Here is an 18,769-nt window from a genome sequence, read left to right as displayed (position 1 = left end):
AATCCTTATTCTATCTAGTTTTTATTTTATTCCCTTATTTTTTTCGGATTTTATTAGAATAGTTTCGAACTTTGAAACAAACTTTTGAAGCGAGGCATTTTTACCAAAATCCTTCATTGGTCAAAGTTCTAATCGGACAAATACAGGCTTTACAAATCGAGTATGCGATATTATTACGTATTCAGGCAATGGCGTCCTTGGTTAATTTATTATTTTTTTTAAGCCTCTTTCTTAATGCGTATTTTATATCGGTCATTCTTCATAAAAAAGGACTCCAACAACCTCTCGGAAGAAACTTAGTATCTCTGACCCTAAGCATTTTGAGCGTAGGTTCGATCGCTTTATTGTTAGTCTCTTTCGAATCTTATACAATCTGGTCCACAGTTATACTACAATTTTTACTTACCGCCGGTTTAATCGGTTACTTATTCTTTGGTAAAACTAAATTACTATTCAACCCGCTACAAGGGACCGGTAAACGTCAAAACCTGTTCGTATCTATTTGCCTAACGGTATTAATTCTATCTGCAGGAGTTATGTATTCATTATACCCGATCGAATACATCAAAGGGGATAGGGACCACGGAGTTTATATCGTATTTGGAAGTCATATCCAGAAGACTGGCGGATTAAACTTCGATGACCCTCGTTACCAAGAACTAATAAAAATTTTCGGAACGAATCTGATCCAAGGATATCCTGCGATCCATGCCGATCAGTCTCCGCAAGATCCGAATGCTCCGATCGGATCCTTATCCCCACGTTTTTATCCACTCTACCCTACTTTTATCGCCTTGGCATTAGATCTATTTTCCATAGATGCTATTTTTAGAGTAAACACAGTATTCGGAATTCTTTCCTTATTATTCATCTATCTGATCGTTAAAAGAATGATCGGCCCGATCGGAGCCTTAACCGCAGTATTCTTCTGCGCGTTCAATCCTGCTCAGCTTTGGAATGTAAGAGCAACTCTATCAGAAACCCTAGGGCAATTATTGATCCTCTTTTCTTGCTATCTTGCTCTGTACTTTTTTCGCAAGAAGAAAGGTTGGATGTTTTTTGCAGGATGTATCTTAGGCCTAAGCAGTTTCAATCGGATTGATAGTCTTATTTATTTCCCTGCGATCGCTATTTTTGCGATCTACCTATCGATCTTTAGAGAAAAATATCTGTGGAAGGGAATCGATCTCTTAATAGGTTTCACCGTAATTTCCATATTAGGGATCTTATACGGGTACATTAATTCTAAACCGTATATTCTAGATCTATGGAGAAGCAAACAGCTATATAAGCTGACCTTACTTTGCGTCTTCTCTTCTTTAGCACTTTTGGCTTTTGTATCGGTTTCCAATACTACCAAAGGAAGATCATTTATAGAGTCGATCCGCAACTTCATATATAAACATAAGTCTCTTTTCAGAATATTTGTTTTCGGCTCCTTGTTTTGTCTTATTGCATTTTCATATTCCGTTCAACCAGTTATTAGCGCTGCAGAATCCGCAAATGACTTCGCATATTTCAAGCGGAACGGCTTTCTATTCTTCCTACTCTACGTTCCGATCATTTTGGTCTTATTCGGGATCGGAGGTTATGATTTATTACTTTTTCGGAAAAAATATTCGGGAGCCATCATCTTTATCCTATTAGGCTCTTTACTATCGTTCGTTTATTTTTATGATCCGAGCATTTACCCGGATCATTTTTGGGTTTCAAGAAGATGGATCTTATTTCCTATCCCATACGCGTGTATTATGGGAGTAGTTGGTCTGTTCTCATTACCGATCAAAAAACAATTCTTAAAGTTGATCATAATCGTAGTGATATTTACCGGATATGTATATCACCTATATAACCGAGATCGGTTAATTCTATTCGAAAGAATGTTATCCGGATATTCCGAAGAGTTCCAGAGACTTGCAACTGCTCTTCCGACCGACAAGGCGATCTATTTTACGAAAAAACAAGATCTAGCAAGCCCTCTTAGATATTTGATCGGAAGAGAAACATATTTAATCCAAAGGACTAAGCCGTTTCTGCAAGAAGCAAATAAACTCATCCAATCCGGATGGAATGTTTACTTGATAGATGAGGATTTCAGCCTTGAGGACGAAAATGTTTCCGTAGAAAAGATCGATGAGATCCGATTAGAAGGAAATTTTCCGTTAGATACTGTAAACAGATATCCGGACACTCTTCTATATAGAGGAACATTCTCATCGATATATAAATTGAAAGCGAATGATCGAGTTAGCTTAAACAAGGAAAAAAGCAGCGATATAGATACTTCCAAATTTTCCTATTTACTAAGAACTGTAAAATCCGAGAGGAAAAATCAACCGCCTACATTCGAGGAAGTACGTGCTTACGATCATTACCTAGGCTCGGTCCCTAAAGGAAAATTCAGAGTAGAATTCGAAGGAGAATCTTTAACGCTCGCAAAATTCAGCATTACTGCAAATCAATCTTCTTCCATGATCCGCCAGGAATCTCCAGGAGACGGAAACGATAAAAGAATGATCATAGAGTTTAATGTTGAAGATCCTACCACGGATGATGTCCAGATCAGAATTCATACCAGAAGGGATCAACAAGCCATCATAAAATCGATCCAAATTCGGAGGATCTAATAGAGTAAAATTCGATCTTAGATCGATCCGAAAAGGATCGAATCCGACTGGACATCATTCAAGCTTTCCTGAGCCTTATAGACATCCGCTTTTCCGGATCGTTCTAAATGATCCAAAAAGGATCGAACCTATTGTCGATCCTCAGATCGAATATTAGAGGATAAAATGCTGTATTCTGTCGTATTAACTGTTATTTGCCTTACCACCCTTTCACTCGGTATCCGGAAACTTGGGAAATTCCCTAAAAGTTTAGATGATATTCGCCTAGATATCGAAGCTTCTTTCTCTCTTCCACTTGTAGGAAATTCTTGGATCTGGTTCTTATTTCTCTTAAGCTTTTTCCTTTTGCCATTCTTTTGGGGTTTAACCTTCTATCTGAAATCAGATGCAAACGTACTAGTGATCATATTCGGATTGTTTTGGATCTATTTCTGGAGCAGAACACTCATTCTGTTCCGATAAGCACTATTTCCCGAAATACGCACAAAAAAGTAGTTTGCATTCGAGCTTTTTAGAAATTTCGTGTTTTATAGCCCTATTTTATTGGAGAACCCAGGTTCATGAAGATCATCGTTTTAGTGAAACAGGTGCCTGACACCGAAACGAATATCAAAGTCGGGGACAAGTCCATCAACGAAGCCGGAATTAAATGGATTATTTCCCCGTACGACGAATTCGCAATTGAAGAAGGACTTAGATTACGTGAGAAAAACGGAGGAGAGGTTATTGCAGTCTCTCTAGGACCGGATCGCGTTCAAGAGTCTTTACGCCAAGCATACGCAATGGGAGCGGACCGTGCCGTTCAGATCAAAGTGGACAACTACGTTCCATTCGACACAGTTTTAACTGCTGAATTAATCGCAAATTTTGCAAAAGCTGAAAACGCGGATATCATCATCGGTGGACGCCAATCTATCGACAGTGATAGTTCGCAAGTAGTGATCCAAGTAGCTGAAGGACTTGGAATTGCTCATATCGCTTTCGCAGTAAGTTTAGAAATTAGCGGAACTTCCGTTAAAGCTACAAAAGAAGTAGAAGGTGGAACACAAGTTGTAGAAACCAGCCTACCTGTAGCAATTACTGCTCAAAAAGGATTAAACGAACCTCGTTATCCTAACTTAAAAGGTTTGATGGCTGCTAAGAAGAAGCCTATCGAAACCAAAACTCCTGCTGACTTAGGAAATCCTGGAAGCAAGATCGAAGTAGTAGGACTTGAACCTCCTCCACCTCGTATTCCTGGTCGCAAACTGGAAGCAGCGGACGCAAAAGGTTTCGCTGAACAATTAGTAAAAGCTCTTCGCGAAGAAGCTAAGGTTATCTAAGGAGAACACCCGTGAGCAACGTTTTAATCGTAGGCGAACTCAAAGGCGGAGAACTCAAAAAGATCTCCAAAGAAATCACTTCTGCGGGCCGCAAAATTGCGGATGCCCTCGGAGGAAAAGTAACCGCTCTTCTTATCGGATCCGGAGTTGAAAAATTTGCCGGAGACTTAGGAGCAGTAGGTGCGGACAGTATCGTTACTGTAAATGCAGGGGACTTTAACGCGGAAACTTGGGCGAATTTAGTAGCCGGAGTGATCCAAGACAAAAAACCTTCTGTAGTTCTAATTCCTCACACTTCTCAAGGAAAAGATTATTCTCCAAGAGTAGCTGTAAAAGTCGGAGCAGGGATCGTTGCTGATGCAGTTGGTCTTTCTGTAGACGGCGGAAAAGTAGTGGCTAAGAAGCCGATCTACTCCGGAAAAGCATACGGTAATATCAAAGTTACCAGCGATATCGCTATTTTCACCGTTCGTCCGAACTCTCAAGAAGTAGCTAGCAAAGCTGGAGCGGGAGCTGCTGAAGCGGCTAGCCCTGCAGCTGGTGATGCGAAAGTTAAGATCGTTTCTTCTGATCTGAGCGGCGGTAACAAAGTTCAATTGGCAGAAGCTTCTATCATCGTATCCGGCGGACGCGGAATTAAAGGACCTGAAAACTGGCCTGTTCTTCAAGGATTGGCAGATGTTTTAGGTGCAGCTTTAGGCGCTTCTCGTGCTGCGGTCGACGCAGGTTGGATCGCACACAGCCACCAAGTAGGACAAACTGGTAAAACCGTTTCCCCTAACTGCTATATCGCGTGCGGAATTTCCGGAGCGATCCAGCACTTAGCCGGAATGGGATCTTCTAAGTACATCGTCGCTATCAACAAGGACGGAGACGCTCCGATTTTCAAAGTAGCTACCTACGGAGTCGTAGGTGACCTTTTCGAAGTCGTTCCGGCTCTTACCGACGAGTTTAAAAAAGTACTTGGATAATTTCGTCTAATGAAGCCATAGTAGGAACGATTATGGCTTCATCCAAGGGTATATTATCCTTTTTGGGTGCCGCAGCTCTACTGGTCTGCGGCACTTCTATTTTATCCGATCCTGGTAAGGAAAAACTCGGTTCGATCATCGGAAAAATGAGCGAAATCTCGAGTTTCCGGGCAAGCATCACCATTAATAATGAGCTGACCGGGACCCTCTCCTACCAAAAACCCAATCATATACATGTAAAATTTTCTGACGGCCGAGTCATTGCTTCGAACGGTCGTTATCTCTGGTTTTATTCTCCTTCAAGAGGGATTGTTGGAAAACAAGACGTCAAAGGTATGACAGGCGGAATGGCCGGGCTATTATCCGGTTACGAAGAAGTGACTCCGGTAGGAGGATCTATTCGTTTAAAGTCTGCGACCAGAACTTACGAAGAGATCGTAGTTACCGTCGGTCCGGACAATACACCTCGCACTCTTAGAATGAAAAACAGATCCACAGGCGAATATACTTCCGTAAGTTTTTCCGGAGTCCAAACCGGAGTGGGTCTGCCAGCATCTCTCTTCAATTTCGGAGCACCAGCAAATGCACAAATTGTGGAGAACCCGCTAAACGAGAGGGAATAGTTTTGTCGAATTCTCGCACAGACGCCCATAAGACCTTCGCGGATCTTTATAGAAAGACTCGTTCTCCAGAGCACCAACAGAAGATAGACGAAGTTATACAAAAATCGAATGATATCTTCATCCGAATCGACCTGATGAAAAAGGTAGATGAAGAATTCGAACAAAAGAAAAAAGAAGAATCCGCTCCGAGAAGGAACGAAGACGAAGAAAGATCTTCTAAACAATCGTCCGGTGGAGCCGCGTCTAAAACTCCGCCTAAACCTGTAAAAAAACAACCAGATGCAGGCCCTGGGCTTGGCTTTCTCGCAAACCTATTCGGTGGGAATGCAAACATTACAAAATTTGCGAAGGATACCGGAACTGTAGAAGTCGGGTTTTTAGGAAGAAATTCCAAGATCGCCCCTTCTGTAGAAAGGTTATTTAAGGCTTTAAAAGAAGATCAGATCATTTCCACATTGCAGGCCCTCAGACTTGCAGAAAGCCAGGGCTGGAGACATTGGAGACCTCTAGTCTATAACGTAGTATTAAACTTTAATAAATTCTTTAATAACTTCATCTCTTTGGATTCTCTTTTTATAGATGAGATCTCTCCTGAAATTTTTCTAAACAGATCCTTAAAGATGCAGATGTATTATGCTCGCCATCTTTCCAGGAACGATGCGAGGGAAATTATCCTAGGTCATGTTCCTGAATTAGTAAAGAAGGATGAAAAATTATCCGTAAAACTTCCCGCAATTATTTCCGGATTAAACTACGGGCTCAATCTGGAGAATGGAAGGCCAAAACTTACGGACGCGATCCGTGCGTTCTACGTAGTCTCTAATAAAAAAGTAATCAGCTGGGACGAAATATTAGATTCTTTGAATGTTCCTCCGATCAATGAGACCAAATTCCAGGGTTCTCCTGATATTACCAAAGAAGTGGAAACTACTTTGATCAAATTGTCAGATGATATTCTGACTAGGATGAACAAGAAGGAAGAATTACACGGGCTAAGACAGCGCTACTTTAAGATAGATGATAACGGAAAGATCTCTTTCGATTTTCTAAATGGGGTCGTGGACGATTATTTTGCCCATCATATGCCGGAGAATATGAACTCTGCTGCATTCAAATCTTCCTACAAAGGAATGCCTCATAAGTTAATTCATATCCTCTTACGGGATTTTCAGTCCTGTTACACCCCCCTTTTAGAAGGGACCGTAAAGATCGGTACCAAAAATCATAACAGAGATGTTTTGGTTACTCAACCTGGTTTATTCAAAACGGAGATCGAAGAGATCAACAATCTACTGAGACAATTGGATGCGTTTAATAAAAAATATCCTAGCTTCCAATATACATTCTCCAATTTTAACCAAAACACTTCCGGTGGATCCGTAGAAGATCAGATCACTGTGAATCTACTTAGATTACTTTCGGAAGCTTCCGCGTTTATGGGAAAATTTGCGGAAAGGATCAACGTTCTTGTAGAAAACCATTTACTCGCAAAAGATTACGAAACTAAAGGACAACTCAACGAAAGAGTGTTAGCGTCCAAGGAAAAAGTGATCGAAGAAGTAAAAGTGCTTCACCGTTTTATTCCTTATTATGATTCTACGATGGTATCCGGAAACCGTTTGAACGGTAAAACTTTGGAATACGTTTTTGTGGACATGGCCCAATTGCTCTTCAATTATGCGGTCATCTATAAAGATAAATTCACTGTTAATAAACTGACCGCTCACAGAAAAATAGATGGCGAGCTCGCGGCATTAAAAGCGGAGTATGAACGTCTTTCCGGAAGAACTTTCGATGATCCCCACCAAAACCGTTTCCATTCCTCGGAGGAACAATGAGGATACTCACCGGAGTACAACCATCTGGTAAATTACATTTAGGCAATTACTTCTCTGTTATACGCAAGTTAGTCGACTACCAAAACAAATCCGATCTATTCTGCTTTGTCGCCGATCTTCATGCATTGACAACTTTCACTTCTTCAAAAAATCAAACTGAAAATACCTATGATGCAGTTTGCGATTTTTTAGCTCTCGGGATAGATCCTGACAAATGTTCTTTTTGGATCCAATCCGAGGTTCCGGAAGTTACCGAACTTACTTGGTATTTAAGTATGTCCATTACCGTTCCTAAATTGGAATTGGCACATTCTTATAAGGATAAGGTCGCAAAAGGGATCGTTCCGAGTGGAGGACTTTTCTTTTATCCTGTTTTAATGGCCGCGGATATTCTCGCATTCAATAGCGATAAGATTCCGGTAGGAAAAGACCAAAAACAACATTTGGAATTCACTCGAGACATCGCAGAAAAGTTCAACTCTCAATACGGGGAAACTTTCAAACTTCCCGAACCAGAGATAGACGAAGAGACTGCAATCGTACCTGGAGTGGACGGTGCGAAAATGTCCAAGTCTTATGGCAATACGATCAACTTTTTCGATGACGAGAAGAAGCTGAAAAAATCGGTCATGGGGATCGTAACGGATTCCGCGGGTGTCGACGAAGCTAAGAACCATAAAGAAAGTATAATATATGCGATCCATTCCCTTTTCTTGGATTCGGCAGGCAAAAAAGATTTAGAATCCAGATTTGCCACTCCCGGAACCGGATATGGGGATTTAAAAAAAGCTCTTTTAGAAACTATTTTGGATTATTTCGGCCCCTACCGTAAAGAAAGAGAAAGGATCGCAGCAGATCCAACTTATGTTAGATCCGTAATGAAAAAGGGATCCGATAAGGCCAGAGCGGAGGCTTCCATAATTTTGGATAAGGTCCGCGATCGACTCGGGATCGGAATTTCTAAAATTTCTTCTTAAAATCAGACGCGGAATGAAAATTCCGCAATCGAATTCTTCCAACAAAACCAGGTATTCTTATGATCGAATCCCTGGAAGAAACCTATAAGGAATGGATCCCCAGCTCTTTATTCTCCTACCTGGTTTTAGGAATTTTATCCGGATGTTTTTTTGAACATTTTTTTCCGGACCTAATCTTGATCTGGGTTTCAATCCATCTTTTATTCCTAATATATCTTTCCCTAATTCCAATCCCCAAAAAGAAATTGGTAAGTTTTTCTTGGGGAATTATACTATATTTCGTATTAGCTCTATCCGGATATACTTACAAAACCGCACCGTTTCTGAAAGAATCTCAATCTTGGAAAAAAGAATTTTCAGATCAAATCAATCGTATATTAGATAGAGCGAATATACATGAAAGAGAAAGGGAAATTTCTCTCGGTTTAGTTTTAGGAGATGCAAAAGGATTAGATAAGGAATTTAAAAAAAGTGCGCGAGAAGGAGGTATTCTCCATTTATTTGCGGCTTCTGGGCTTCATCTAGGAATATTGATCGGTTGTTTGTTCTCTATTCTAAAACGGATCCCATTCTTAGGTTATTATACTCCAAGGATCCTTCCGGTTTTATTAGGGTTTGTATATTTAGCGGTTTTAGGATTTCCAATTTCACTCGCGAGAGCTTGGATCTTTTCTGGATGGATCCTTTTACAATCTTTATTCTTTAGAAGATCGAGACCGGCAGATTTGCTGATATCTTCCGCAGGTATAGTATATCTTTGGGATCCAATCAGGTCTTTTGGAGTTTCTTTCTTACTTTCTTTCGGAGCAGTCTCGGGGATCTTACTTATACTTCCAAGTCTTCAAAAATGCTTACCGCCTAATTCGGAAGAAAAAAGTTTCGTGAATAGGATCTTTGGCTTTTTAAAAGAAAATCTTTTGGTCTCGGTTTCCGCAGGGATCGGGACCATGCCTTCTCTCATCTTTTACTTCGGAACATATAGTTTCGGATCCTTGGGATTAAATCTAATCTTAGTTCCTATCTGCGGGATTCTTCTTCCTTTATTATATTTCTCTTTAGTTTTAGAAGCGATCCATTTTTCCATTTTAGCTAAACCATTTTGGTTCGTTGTGTCTTTCCTTTTAGAAGTCTTAGAAAAGGTTACATTGTATTGGGCTGGATCCGATTGGAATTTAATTCATTATTATAGGGGAAAGACTAAATTATTCGGCTTAACAATTTGGGTCTTACTTCTATTCTTCTTATTCCTTTGGAAATCAGTTCCAAATCCTGAAAAAGAAGAAAATCCGGACTTAGATCTAAACTCGGATCAAAATGTAAAAAGTTATAAGATCAATTTCTTAAAATCGATTTGGGTATTGGGCTTTGGCATATGTTTACTCTTTCAATTTATAATCGCAGGATCTTCCAATTGGATCCGATCACCTTTTTATTTTTTCGGGGATAAGTTTAGCTTTTTACTCCAAGAAAAAGGGAAACTAGTTCTCGCTGGAAAATGTAAATATAGTTCAAAGATCTTATACAAATCGATCGGAAAAGATCCGGAACTATTCTGTGGAAATCAAAAAGAATTACGGAACATTTATATAGAACATGAATCTTGTTTAGATTGGGTGAAAGAATGTATAAGAAGGAACAAAAATCTTTCCCTACAATACGGAGGAAAAGAAAAACCTAAAATCGCAGGATTCGAGAATTGGATCCTAATCCCTAAACGAAAAGAGTTCAATTTACCTGATCCGGAAGAAAAGTTAATACGATTCGAAGTCGGAAAGGATTCTCTGATCTCGCTAGCAGTTCTTACAAAAAACGGGAAAGGAAGTATCCTGCTTATTCCTAGATTCGGGATCCCTGAAAGATCCTCAGAGTGGAATCAATTCAGAAAACGACTTGGAATCGGCCCCGGCTGGAGATTTATTGGAAGTGATGAACTCCCCGGAATACCCGTTTTATAAGCCGAGCGTGATCCGGGAATTTCTCTCCCAAAAATCTTCTGCACCTCTGAAAAAATGGGGCCAGAACTTCTTAATAGATCCTAATGCAGTACAAACTCTATTCTCAAGTGCTGAGTCGGAACTCCTACAAAAATCCGAGCTACTAATAGAGATCGGTCCCGGTTTGGGAGCTCTCTCCCATATTCTTTATCGATTAAATAAGAAGCTGAAATTATACGAGATCGATCCTGTATATTATGAATGGCTAAAAGAGTTCCTTCCGGAGATAGACATCTCCTTGGGAGATGCAAGGGAGACCTTAGACGATCCGCATGGTCTAACTTGTTTTTTATTCGGAAATCTTCCTTATTACATAACTTCCGAATTGATACTTTTATCTTTGGAGAAACTTTCCGGACTACTAGGCGCTGTCTTTTTAGTTCAAAAGGAATTTGCACAAAGAGTAACTCAGGAAATTTCCTCTTTATCCGTATATGCCGGGGCTTATGGAAAATTCCAAAGTAGAAAAACTATCAAAGCAGGTTGTTTTTATCCCGCACCGAATGTGGATTCGAGTATCCTGACTTTTACCGCAAATAGACGTTTCGTAAATAAAAATTCTTATCAAATCTTAGAATTACTTTGCAGAGTCTCCTTTTGGGGAAAAAGAAAAAAGATCGGTTCTTCCATCAAGGAAGCTCCTCTACAATCTTTTTATCCGAACCGTTTGCCTTTAGATCTTTCTGAAGAAGATATAAGACAAAAACTTCGTGAATCTTTGGAATCAGCAGGTCTATCCTTGGATAAACGGCCGGAAGAGCTAAGTGCTGAAAATTTCTATCAGGCTGTGGACGGGTTTCCGTTACAGAAGATCTGATCTAAAGAGAGGAAGATCGATATCTTCCCCTCTTCTAAAAGTTTAACGATATCTTTCCCGATCTCGTTGTTGTTGCATCCGTTTCTGTTCTTTATGGATGGATTTCCATTTCGCTTTTTGGTTCCTAAATTCCAAAGAATTCGGAGCGGCAAGATTTGCGTTTCTCTCTAATTCTCTTTTTAATTTCAGAAAACTAGCCCATCTTCCTTCCGAAATTTTTCCGGAGGCAATCGCTTCTTTCACACCACAATCAGGTTCGCTGATATGCGAACAGTCTTGGAATCTGCAATTTATCGAAGCCTCAAAAATTTCAGGAAACGTTTCCTCCAAACCGGAACCGTCAGACCAAAGTTGGATCTCTCTCATTCCGGGAGTATCTAAGATCCAAGCTCCTGATCTTATTCGAAACATCCACCGATTGGTCGTTGTATGTTTTCCTTTGGAATCAGATTCGCGCACTTCTTTAACGGAACGAATTTCTTCTCCGATCAAAAGATTTAATAGAGAAGATTTGCCTACGCCTGAAGAACCGATGAATGCTGAAGTACTTTCATCCTTCCAATAACCATCCAGCTCTTGTAATCCTTCCAGATTATGATTGGAAATACAAAAAACTTCCACACCTGGACAAGACTCTCTAACCAATTGGATCTTATTCTGTAACTCTTCTTCGTTTTCGGAATATAGATCTTTTTTAGTTAAAACGATCACAGGAGTCGCTTTACTTTCCCAAATTTGGACTAGAGTTCTTTCCAATCGTCTAGGTTGAAAATCTCCATCCAAACCATGGAGAAGAAAGATCCGATCCATATTCGCGCAAATCGGATCCGGCTTTTGAGTTTCTCCCTTAAATTTTCTGACCAATAAACTTCTTCGAGGAAGAACCGAATGGATCAGAAATTCTTCTTCACCTAGTTTAGTTGCAAGTACCCAATCTCCTGCGACCGGAAATTCCAAAGCAGAGGATGCGTTAAAACGTAAGGAGCCAGTTAATATACCGGTCCCTTCTTCGTTTGACCCTTTGATCGATAGGCGAAATTCCTGGCCTTGTTCTCCAATCACTCTCGCCCATATGGGGTCGGAAATCCCGGATTCTATAGAAATTTGGTTAAATTCTTTTTCTCTATCACCGTCCCATACGGATAAATAGAAAGAACGATCTTGATTCATTGTTTTGCCAAAACCTATATGCATAGGTAGTCTATCAGACTTTGTTCATTTAATCTCCCTCGAGAATCGAGGGTCCTTTGGGGAAAAGGTTTATTAAATCAGGCAATCATATGCGGTTCTACTTAAACTTGAAAACTCTCCCAATCCTGTAAAGTTTTTTTCATAAGATTTTATAGTCTTCACAAATCGAAATTAACGTTAGGAACATTTAATTTTATTGTTCTGTTATAATACGTTAGATAAGTTCAAATCTCTCATTCAAGTATAATAAAGGAGTCCTTGATGAATCGAAAGTTAATATGTATCTTAATTTTATCTCTATTTTTGTTCTCTTATGGGAATTGTGCTACAGTCCCCTGGAAATGTGTTAGTGGAGAAACTTGTAACGCAATAAAAGAAGGTTCGGTGATCAGTCAGTACGGACATACATATCATGGCGAATTAAAGAATGGAATCCCAGACGGAGTAGGCTCTGTAGAATTCGGTTCAGGTAGATGGTACAATATCTATATTAACGGATATGCGCTCGGTTCCCCAATTCATGGTTCTGTCGGAAATCCGGGAGATCGTTACGAAGGTGGAGTCGGCATTGACAAACACGAAGACATCCAACTCAACGGGAAAGGAACCTTATTTTACAAGGACGGAAGTAAAATAGAAACCACATGGAAGGAAAATAAACCCGAAGGCAAAGGCAAAATCACCCCGGCTAACGGGCAATCTTTAGAAGGTAATTTTTACGACGGGGGTTGGATATGCCTAACCGGGGATTGTAAAAACGGATCTGGTAAAAGAATTTATAAGAATTGTGCAGCCTTTGAAAAAGGGACTTTCGTTAAAGGTGAATTGATGAAAGGGCTTTATGTTTCAGACGAAAGCGAACTTATGGATGGGGAATGGAGAATGGACGGCAAATTCAAAAGATTCACTTCTGGAATATATAAGATCGGCAGACAAATGAATTCCTTAGATCGATTACGCCAAAAGGATAGTCCTAAGGTTCAATACGTGGAAGTATCTAAAGAAACAATCCAATGTGCGGAACACATTAACTAAGAAAAAAAGGCGGGAAATATTCCCGCCTTTTCTTTTTCTAAATTACCGATAGGTCTAAGAATATTTTTGGAAGGCCTTATATTCTTCGATCACCTTCTTACCGAACTCCAGCCATTCTTCATCCTTCTTAAATCCGAAATGTTGTAGGACTTCCCAATGGATTGCGGCAGGATCCGCTTTTCCTTCCAAACATTCTATGATCCAATCGGATAAGTAAACTGCAAACACTACATCTCTGGATTCTTTTTTAGCCATTAATGGTCTATGGTGATATTCCGCAGCGACTCGGATCGTATCCGAAAAATTCCATTTCTCACAGATCATTGCTCCCAAAGAAGTATGAGTAATCCCTAGAGCAGCTTCTTCCAGTCCAAGAGTAGAAGGTAAAAGTTTTTTACCGGATATATCGGTCAATTTAGCGATCGTATCCCCTTCCAAAGAAAGTAATAGCACAAGCCCTATATTATGAAGTAAGGCAGCACAGACTAAATTGGTAAGGAAGGTCTTCTTCCAACCCATTCTTTCGCCAAGTCTTCTGCAAATATAAGCGGAAAGGCTGGACATTTCCCAAATATGTTCGAATTCCTTGTATCTTTCTTCCAGGATCTTTTTGGTCCCGAGGCTTAAGAGAATATTATTTAATTCTGATAGACCGATCAACTTGATCGCGTCATCCAAGGTTTCCACTTTTCTTCCTTGAGCGAATGACGCGGAATTTGCAAGCTTCAGGATATTCGTAGAAAGAGAAACGTCTCTTCCGACCAGTTCTGTGATCTGCTGAATGGAGGAATCAGGCTTGTTGATCAGGCTCATGATCTGATTCAAGTTTTCAGGAAAAGTAGGAAGTTTATCTATCTCCGCAATGATCTCGACTGTTCTTTGGTAGGAAACATTGCGATGTTTGAAGTCCAACGGAATTTTGATATAGGCGGAAGTAATTCCGCTCTCCGCCTTTAACTTATAACAATCCGCGTCTATCCCTTCGTTCTTTAACATCAGGAGGGACATGGCAAGTCCTAAACCCGCACCTTCAGAATCGTCCGCGTGGTCGGCAAAAACCTCTCCTAAATCGTTATATTCTTTACTTTTACCGATCCGGTTTTCCACCCTTTTCAATTCTTCTGCGATGATCGGTGCGTTATTCGATACTCTCATTAAGAAGCTTGTACGATTGAATGCTAAGGTGATCAAACAATGGAATTTTACTTTTTCCAATAAGGCAGCGTATCTCTCCTTATCCTTGATCATTTCCTTTTTGAAGTTCTCCATCCCTCGAGTGTAATCGTCCGGATTCGAGATATTCAGATTATTTTCTGCGAAGAAGATCCGTTTGGAATTTGCCTTAACGGCGTTCATTGCGCTTTCTCTTAAGATCGAAAAAACGGATTCTTTAAGGGATATGGCGTCCAGATAGACCAAGTACCGGTCTAAGAAGACGCTCAACAATTTATCTACGCTTTTATTTAAGGTGGTAAAACGGATATAGAGAGGATTTAGCTTTTCAATGCGTTCGTTAACGTTACGAACGCTCAGATAGTATCCTTCCTTTTCGAAATGGTACCAATTTATATTCATTTTCGCTCGGCGGAAGGGCCTGCTATATCCTACTGTTGAGCAGGTTTTGTCAACCCTAGATTAAATTCCCCGAACCTTCCGGAAGTTAAATCTCCTTGCGTCGAGTGGTCCACCAAAGAGTGGATTTTAAAATCAGGATCCATACTCCTACTTGGACGAATGAGTACGGTCCGTAGTAATTTTTTGGATCGGCCTTTCCCAGAAAAAGAGCGAAAGAATGATAAAAAACGGTCCCGATCTGAGGCAGAACCCAGTAGATCGTTTTGAGTACGAATTTTTTGATATCTCCTGCCTCTTCGGAAGCATCGATATTCTGATTATAACCTACAAAATCCAAGATCAAAGCGAATACGATCAAACCTAAGGAGGTAAGGATCGCAAGAGTCTGATTGGAAGATAAGGTAATTTGTAGAACTAACAAAACGAAGAAGGAATACACCAGCATCATCGTTCCTTGGAAAAAAAGAAATTCCCAACTAGCCTCCAACGAGAACCAGGTACTAATTCCGAAAGTTAGAAGAATAAAAACAACGACGCATATAAGTAATGTAAGCCCCTTACTTCCCACAAATGCAAAAGGATCCAGAGGGCGGCTTAACCATAAAGTATGCACCTGAGAATCCAGATCCTGGCGTAGTAGATCCGAAGTCAGAATGATCAAAAACATCAGAGTCCAAAAAGAGGTCAGGATAAAATACATATAAGGGGAAACTCCATGAGAAGTCTCTCCTCCAACCGAAGTGGTGCAGGTCCATTCTCCCAAAAGGAAAAAACCTAAAAGGGAAAAGTAGAAAAATACTGCCTTACGTCTTAATACCTGCGTAAACGTTAGCTGAAGCAATACAGGAAGTTGTTTGAAAGAAGAAGAGAGAAAAAATTTGAAAGATGATTGGAAGTTCAATTTGATTCTCCTTTTTCTGCAGAACCCTGAGTAAGTCTGAAAAACACATCTTCTAACGATTCTGTCTTTCTTTCGTACAAGAAAAGTTCCGCTCCCTTTTCCACTAAAATTGCAGGGAGTTTTTTTAGATCCACTTCCGGTTTCGGACGGATATCCCATGTTTTTCCGTCTTGTTTATGTTCTAAAGAGATTTCTTTTAAATAGGATTCAGGGGCGGATTCTAGTCGAATACGGATCCGATCCTTACCTTGCCTTAGTTCGTCCAGTTTTCCTTGGGCCATCAATTTGCCCTGGTGTAGGATCCCTATCTCAGTACAAATCTGCTCCACTTCAAGTAAACGATGTGAGTTGATCAGTATCGTCACTCCACGTTTTTTATTTTCTTCTAAGATAAGTTCCCTAAATTCTTTGTAGCCGGCCGGGTCTAAGCCAGTACCGGGTTCATCCAATAATAATAAATCCGGTTCCCCGCCTAAGGCGTTTGCTAAACCGAGTCTTTGTAACATTCCTTTGGAATAAGTAGAAACTTTTCTATCCGCAGCTTCTGCAAGACCGAGTTTCTCCAGATACTCCTTACTCTTTTTTTTAGCTGTAGAAGAAGGAAGTAAGGCAAGCTTATAACTTGCTTCTAAAAATTCTTTCCCACTCAAATAAGTAGGCACCGCCATTCTTTCTGGAAGATATCCGATTTTAGTTCGAGCCAATGCAGAAGGTTCAAAACCTAATATCTTACAATGACCTTCGGTCTGTTTTGAGAATCCAAGAAGGATACGGATCAAAGTTGTTTTACCGGCACCATTCTGTCCGAGGAGTCCGAAAACTCCTCCTTGAGGAACCTGTAAACTGATCCCCTTAAGAGCCTGTACCTTCGGATAAAATTTACGTAGTTGTTCTATTTCAATTGCAAATTGAGACATTCAAAAATCCTTAGACCAAGTGCCGGAGACGATAGTTCCATTGCTTTCCCAAGCAATCTTTTTTATTAGAACGCGTACGCACAATTATACATTTATTGTATGAAGATTATCATAGCTAGACATGGGGAAGCCGATCCCGCGTCCGAAGACGGCAAAGATTCTTCCAGGATCCTTACACCTAAGGGAGAATCGGATATAGAAAAAATGGCCCGATTCTTTCAGACGGGCTTTAAGATCAAAAAGATCTACCATAGTCCTTATGTTCGAACTAGGGCGACTGCCGAAATTTATACTAAAATTTTAAAGCCTGAATTAGAAACAGAATCCGCAGAATATCTTCTACCTGGAGAAGACTATTTCAGGATCTGTCCTCTCTTAAAAGATAATTCGAATTCTGACGCGATCCTTTTAGTAGGCCATAGCCCTGACGTAAGTATTTTTGCAGAAACTCTTTTAGGAATTTCTGGAGTAGGACAATCTTTCTTATTCACTCCCGGTTCCGCACTTGCAGTAAACATCGCTAGAGAAAAATTCAAAGGCGGACAGATCATTTGGTTTGTTTCACCTGATTTCCTTTGTTGAATTTTTCCTTTTCTTCTCCTTAAACTCTCTCAGTAAGCATGTTTTAAAAACCTGTTTACATTGAATAAACTGGAAAAAATCTTACGTAGCAAGAGGACCGGGGTGTAGCGCAGTGGTAGCGCACTTCTCTGGGGGGGAAGGGGTCGCTGGTTCAAGTCCAGTCACTCCGAAGTCTTCTTTCTTTATTCCAAACTCGGAACCTTACATCCCGCTATTTCATAAAACCTTTGAATGGTTCCTGTTCTATATCCGGATTTACTTCTGTTTAAAATTGTATATATGACATAATTGTTTTCAGATCGAACAATAGCGCCTTGAAACCAAAAACTTCCTTCCCAAGAACCGGTTTTACCATATACGTTAGCCGCTCTTTCCGGGCATTCCGACCAGAATAGGCTTTGTTTCCAATCGGATAGAATTTGTTTTGAAAACCCGTATCCGTTCTCAAAAATTTTCGACCAGGACGAATGGACTTTTTCCGGAGAGAGCCTGATCTTCCCCCCATGTTTTAAACCCGACATATCCGTCCACCATTCGGATCCATTTTCCATATATTCAATTTTTCTTAAGGTAAGATCCAATTTTTCCTTACCCAATTTCGGAAATATTTTTTCAAAATAATCATTGGAAGAATAGAATAAAGCCTCTCTTAGATTCAAACTCCTAGGAGAATTCGGGATATGTTTGTCGGAACATTCGATTTTTTCTTCCGGATCGATTGCTCCGTTTTCCAAAAGAGATAATACAAGATAGGTTTTAAAGGTAGAAGCTGGAGAATATTTTTGTTTTAAAAATTTGAGCTCACCGATCGCCCTTGGCTTCGCAATTGATTCCCGATCGGGAGAAACCTCAGAGATCAGGATTAATTCGTCGGGATTTGGTTGTATGATTATAGGGTTAGAAAATAGAACGGAAGAAAAAGGGAGAATTTGAAAGAGTAAAACTGTAACCAGGGTTAGAACCTTCCCCGCTGAAAAACGAAACATAGTTCGTTCTTACTTTCAGAGGGAAAATTCGCCCATTATTTCTTTAAAAATTGTTTTAAGATATTCTCTCGAATCTCTTCAATTTTTACGATTCCCCAAGCCAGAGGAACTTTGAATTTCAACGCATTCTCACTCAGGTCTTTTTCACCTTGAGCTTTCAATTCGTCGAATCTCTGCTCCACCTTCTCCTTACTTTCGTTTAAATCCAGGAGAAGTTTATCGAAAATCTCTTTCGAAGTCTGGACGGCCCCAATTCCGGCATTGATTAGATCGTTTAGTTTTTGGTTGTCCATGCCTTGCTATTCCTTTTTTACTCTATTTTTATGCACTGCACAAAAAATGCAAGAATAAAATTCCCCTCTAAGCCTTGAATCTGGTTGCCAGTGCCGGATTTAGGGCAGATTCTTGGGCTC

The 18,769-nt window shown here is 40.1% G+C and carries 17 protein-coding genes and 1 tRNA gene; 12 read left to right on the top strand and 6 right to left on the bottom strand.

Annotated elements, in window-relative coordinates:
* Nucleotides 1-71: 71 nt before the first annotated feature.
* From EHQ64_RS05300 to rsmA, 9 genes are all read left to right on the top strand, one after another.
* Nucleotides 72-2,627 (top strand): glycosyltransferase family 39 protein, encoded by a 2,556-nt coding sequence (locus tag EHQ64_RS05300; protein WP_246048599.1) that lies wholly within the window; start codon nt 72-74, stop codon nt 2,625-2,627.
* 165 nt (nt 2,628-2,792) lie between these two features.
* A complete protein-coding gene (locus EHQ64_RS05295; protein WP_135648458.1) occupies nt 2,793-3,089 on the top strand; it encodes an LIC10362 family protein in 297 nt (98 codons plus the stop codon).
* Between the two features lie 98 nt (nt 3,090-3,187).
* Nucleotides 3,188-3,949, top strand: a complete 762-nt coding sequence (locus EHQ64_RS05290) for an electron transfer flavoprotein subunit beta/FixA family protein (RefSeq protein ID WP_135648457.1) — start codon at nt 3,188-3,190, stop codon at nt 3,947-3,949.
* 11 nt (nt 3,950-3,960) lie between these two features.
* A complete protein-coding gene (locus EHQ64_RS05285) occupies nt 3,961-4,920 on the top strand; it encodes an electron transfer flavoprotein subunit alpha/FixB family protein (protein ID WP_135648456.1) in 960 nt (319 codons plus the stop codon).
* Between the two features lie 32 nt (nt 4,921-4,952).
* Nucleotides 4,953-5,543 carry a LolA family protein gene (locus EHQ64_RS05280; protein ID WP_135648455.1) on the top strand — a complete coding sequence of 197 codons (591 nt, stop codon included), beginning with the start codon at nt 4,953-4,955 and terminating at the stop codon, nt 5,541-5,543.
* Between the two features lie 2 nt (nt 5,544-5,545).
* Nucleotides 5,546-7,381 carry a hypothetical protein gene (locus EHQ64_RS05275; protein ID WP_135648454.1) on the top strand — a complete coding sequence of 612 codons (1,836 nt, stop codon included), beginning with the start codon at nt 5,546-5,548 and terminating at the stop codon, nt 7,379-7,381.
* Entirely contained in the window at nt 7,378-8,358 is a 981-nt protein-coding gene (trpS, locus tag EHQ64_RS05270) for a tryptophan--tRNA ligase (RefSeq protein ID WP_135648453.1), read from the top strand. The genes EHQ64_RS05275 and trpS overlap by 4 nt, the downstream gene beginning before the upstream one ends.
* 59 nt (nt 8,359-8,417) lie before the next feature.
* Nucleotides 8,418-10,313 carry a ComEC/Rec2 family competence protein gene (locus EHQ64_RS05265; protein ID WP_135648452.1) on the top strand — a complete coding sequence of 632 codons (1,896 nt, stop codon included), beginning with the start codon at nt 8,418-8,420 and terminating at the stop codon, nt 10,311-10,313.
* Nucleotides 10,285-11,169: a 16S rRNA (adenine(1518)-N(6)/adenine(1519)-N(6))-dimethyltransferase RsmA gene (gene rsmA, locus EHQ64_RS05260; RefSeq protein WP_167882359.1), complete on the top strand. Its 885-nt coding sequence runs from the start codon at nt 10,285-10,287 to the stop codon at nt 11,167-11,169. The genes EHQ64_RS05265 and rsmA overlap by 29 nt, the downstream gene beginning before the upstream one ends.
* A 42-nt stretch (nt 11,170-11,211) precedes the next feature.
* Here rsmA and rsgA read toward each other — a convergent pair whose 3' ends face one another.
* Complete coding sequence (gene rsgA, locus EHQ64_RS05255) at nt 11,212-12,339, bottom strand: ribosome small subunit-dependent GTPase A (RefSeq protein WP_135648451.1); 1,128 nt, start codon at nt 12,337-12,339, stop codon at nt 11,212-11,214.
* 282 nt (nt 12,340-12,621) lie between these two features.
* On the opposite strand from rsgA, the gene EHQ64_RS05250 reads away from it, so the two are divergent.
* Nucleotides 12,622-13,395 (top strand): MORN repeat-containing protein, encoded by a 774-nt coding sequence (locus EHQ64_RS05250; RefSeq protein ID WP_135648450.1) that lies wholly within the window; start codon nt 12,622-12,624, stop codon nt 13,393-13,395.
* Nucleotides 13,396-13,449: 54 nt separating this feature from the next.
* Here the strand turns inward: EHQ64_RS05250 and EHQ64_RS05245 are convergent, their stop codons facing one another.
* The 3 genes from EHQ64_RS05245 to EHQ64_RS05235 all read right to left on the bottom strand — a co-directional run bounded on the left by EHQ64_RS05245 (nt 13,450) and on the right by EHQ64_RS05235 (nt 16,788).
* On the bottom strand, nt 13,450-14,970 hold the full coding sequence (locus tag EHQ64_RS05245; RefSeq protein ID WP_135648449.1) for an HDOD domain-containing protein: 1,521 nt from the start codon (nt 14,968-14,970) through the stop codon (nt 13,450-13,452).
* An 85-nt stretch (nt 14,971-15,055) separates the two neighbouring features.
* Nucleotides 15,056-15,871, bottom strand: a complete 816-nt coding sequence (locus tag EHQ64_RS05240; RefSeq protein ID WP_135648448.1) for an ABC transporter permease — start codon at nt 15,869-15,871, stop codon at nt 15,056-15,058.
* Nucleotides 15,868-16,788, bottom strand: a complete 921-nt coding sequence (locus tag EHQ64_RS05235; protein ID WP_135648447.1) for an ABC transporter ATP-binding protein — start codon at nt 16,786-16,788, stop codon at nt 15,868-15,870. Before EHQ64_RS05235 ends, EHQ64_RS05240 begins: the two co-directional genes overlap by 4 nt.
* A 99-nt stretch (nt 16,789-16,887) precedes the next feature.
* Here EHQ64_RS05235 and sixA point away from each other — a divergent pair, with 99 nt between their 5' ends.
* Nucleotides 16,888-17,370, top strand: coding sequence for a phosphohistidine phosphatase SixA (gene sixA, locus EHQ64_RS05230; RefSeq protein ID WP_135648446.1), 483 nt, complete (start codon nt 16,888-16,890; stop codon nt 17,368-17,370).
* A 98-nt stretch (nt 17,371-17,468) separates the two neighbouring features.
* Nucleotides 17,469-17,540 (top strand) — tRNA-Pro (locus EHQ64_RS05225).
* 12 nt (nt 17,541-17,552) lie between these two features.
* Here the strand turns inward: EHQ64_RS05225 and EHQ64_RS05220 are convergent.
* Both EHQ64_RS05220 and EHQ64_RS05215 read right to left on the bottom strand, forming a co-directional pair.
* Nucleotides 17,553-18,356, bottom strand: coding sequence for a penicillin-binding transpeptidase domain-containing protein (locus EHQ64_RS05220; protein WP_135648445.1), 804 nt, complete (start codon nt 18,354-18,356; stop codon nt 17,553-17,555).
* A gap of 35 nt (nt 18,357-18,391) precedes the next feature.
* Entirely contained in the window at nt 18,392-18,649 is a 258-nt protein-coding gene (locus EHQ64_RS05215) for an LIMLP_16025 family protein (protein WP_135648444.1), read from the bottom strand.
* Nucleotides 18,650-18,769: the final 120 nt, after the last annotated feature.

Origin of the sequence: Leptospira sarikeiensis (genome assembly GCF_004769615.1) — a bacterium.
Taxonomy (GTDB): Bacteria; Spirochaetota; Leptospiria; order Leptospirales; family Leptospiraceae; genus Leptospira_B; species Leptospira_B sarikeiensis.
Note: the sequence above shows the minus strand (reverse complement) of the source record. Positions and strands in the feature narration are given on the sequence as shown.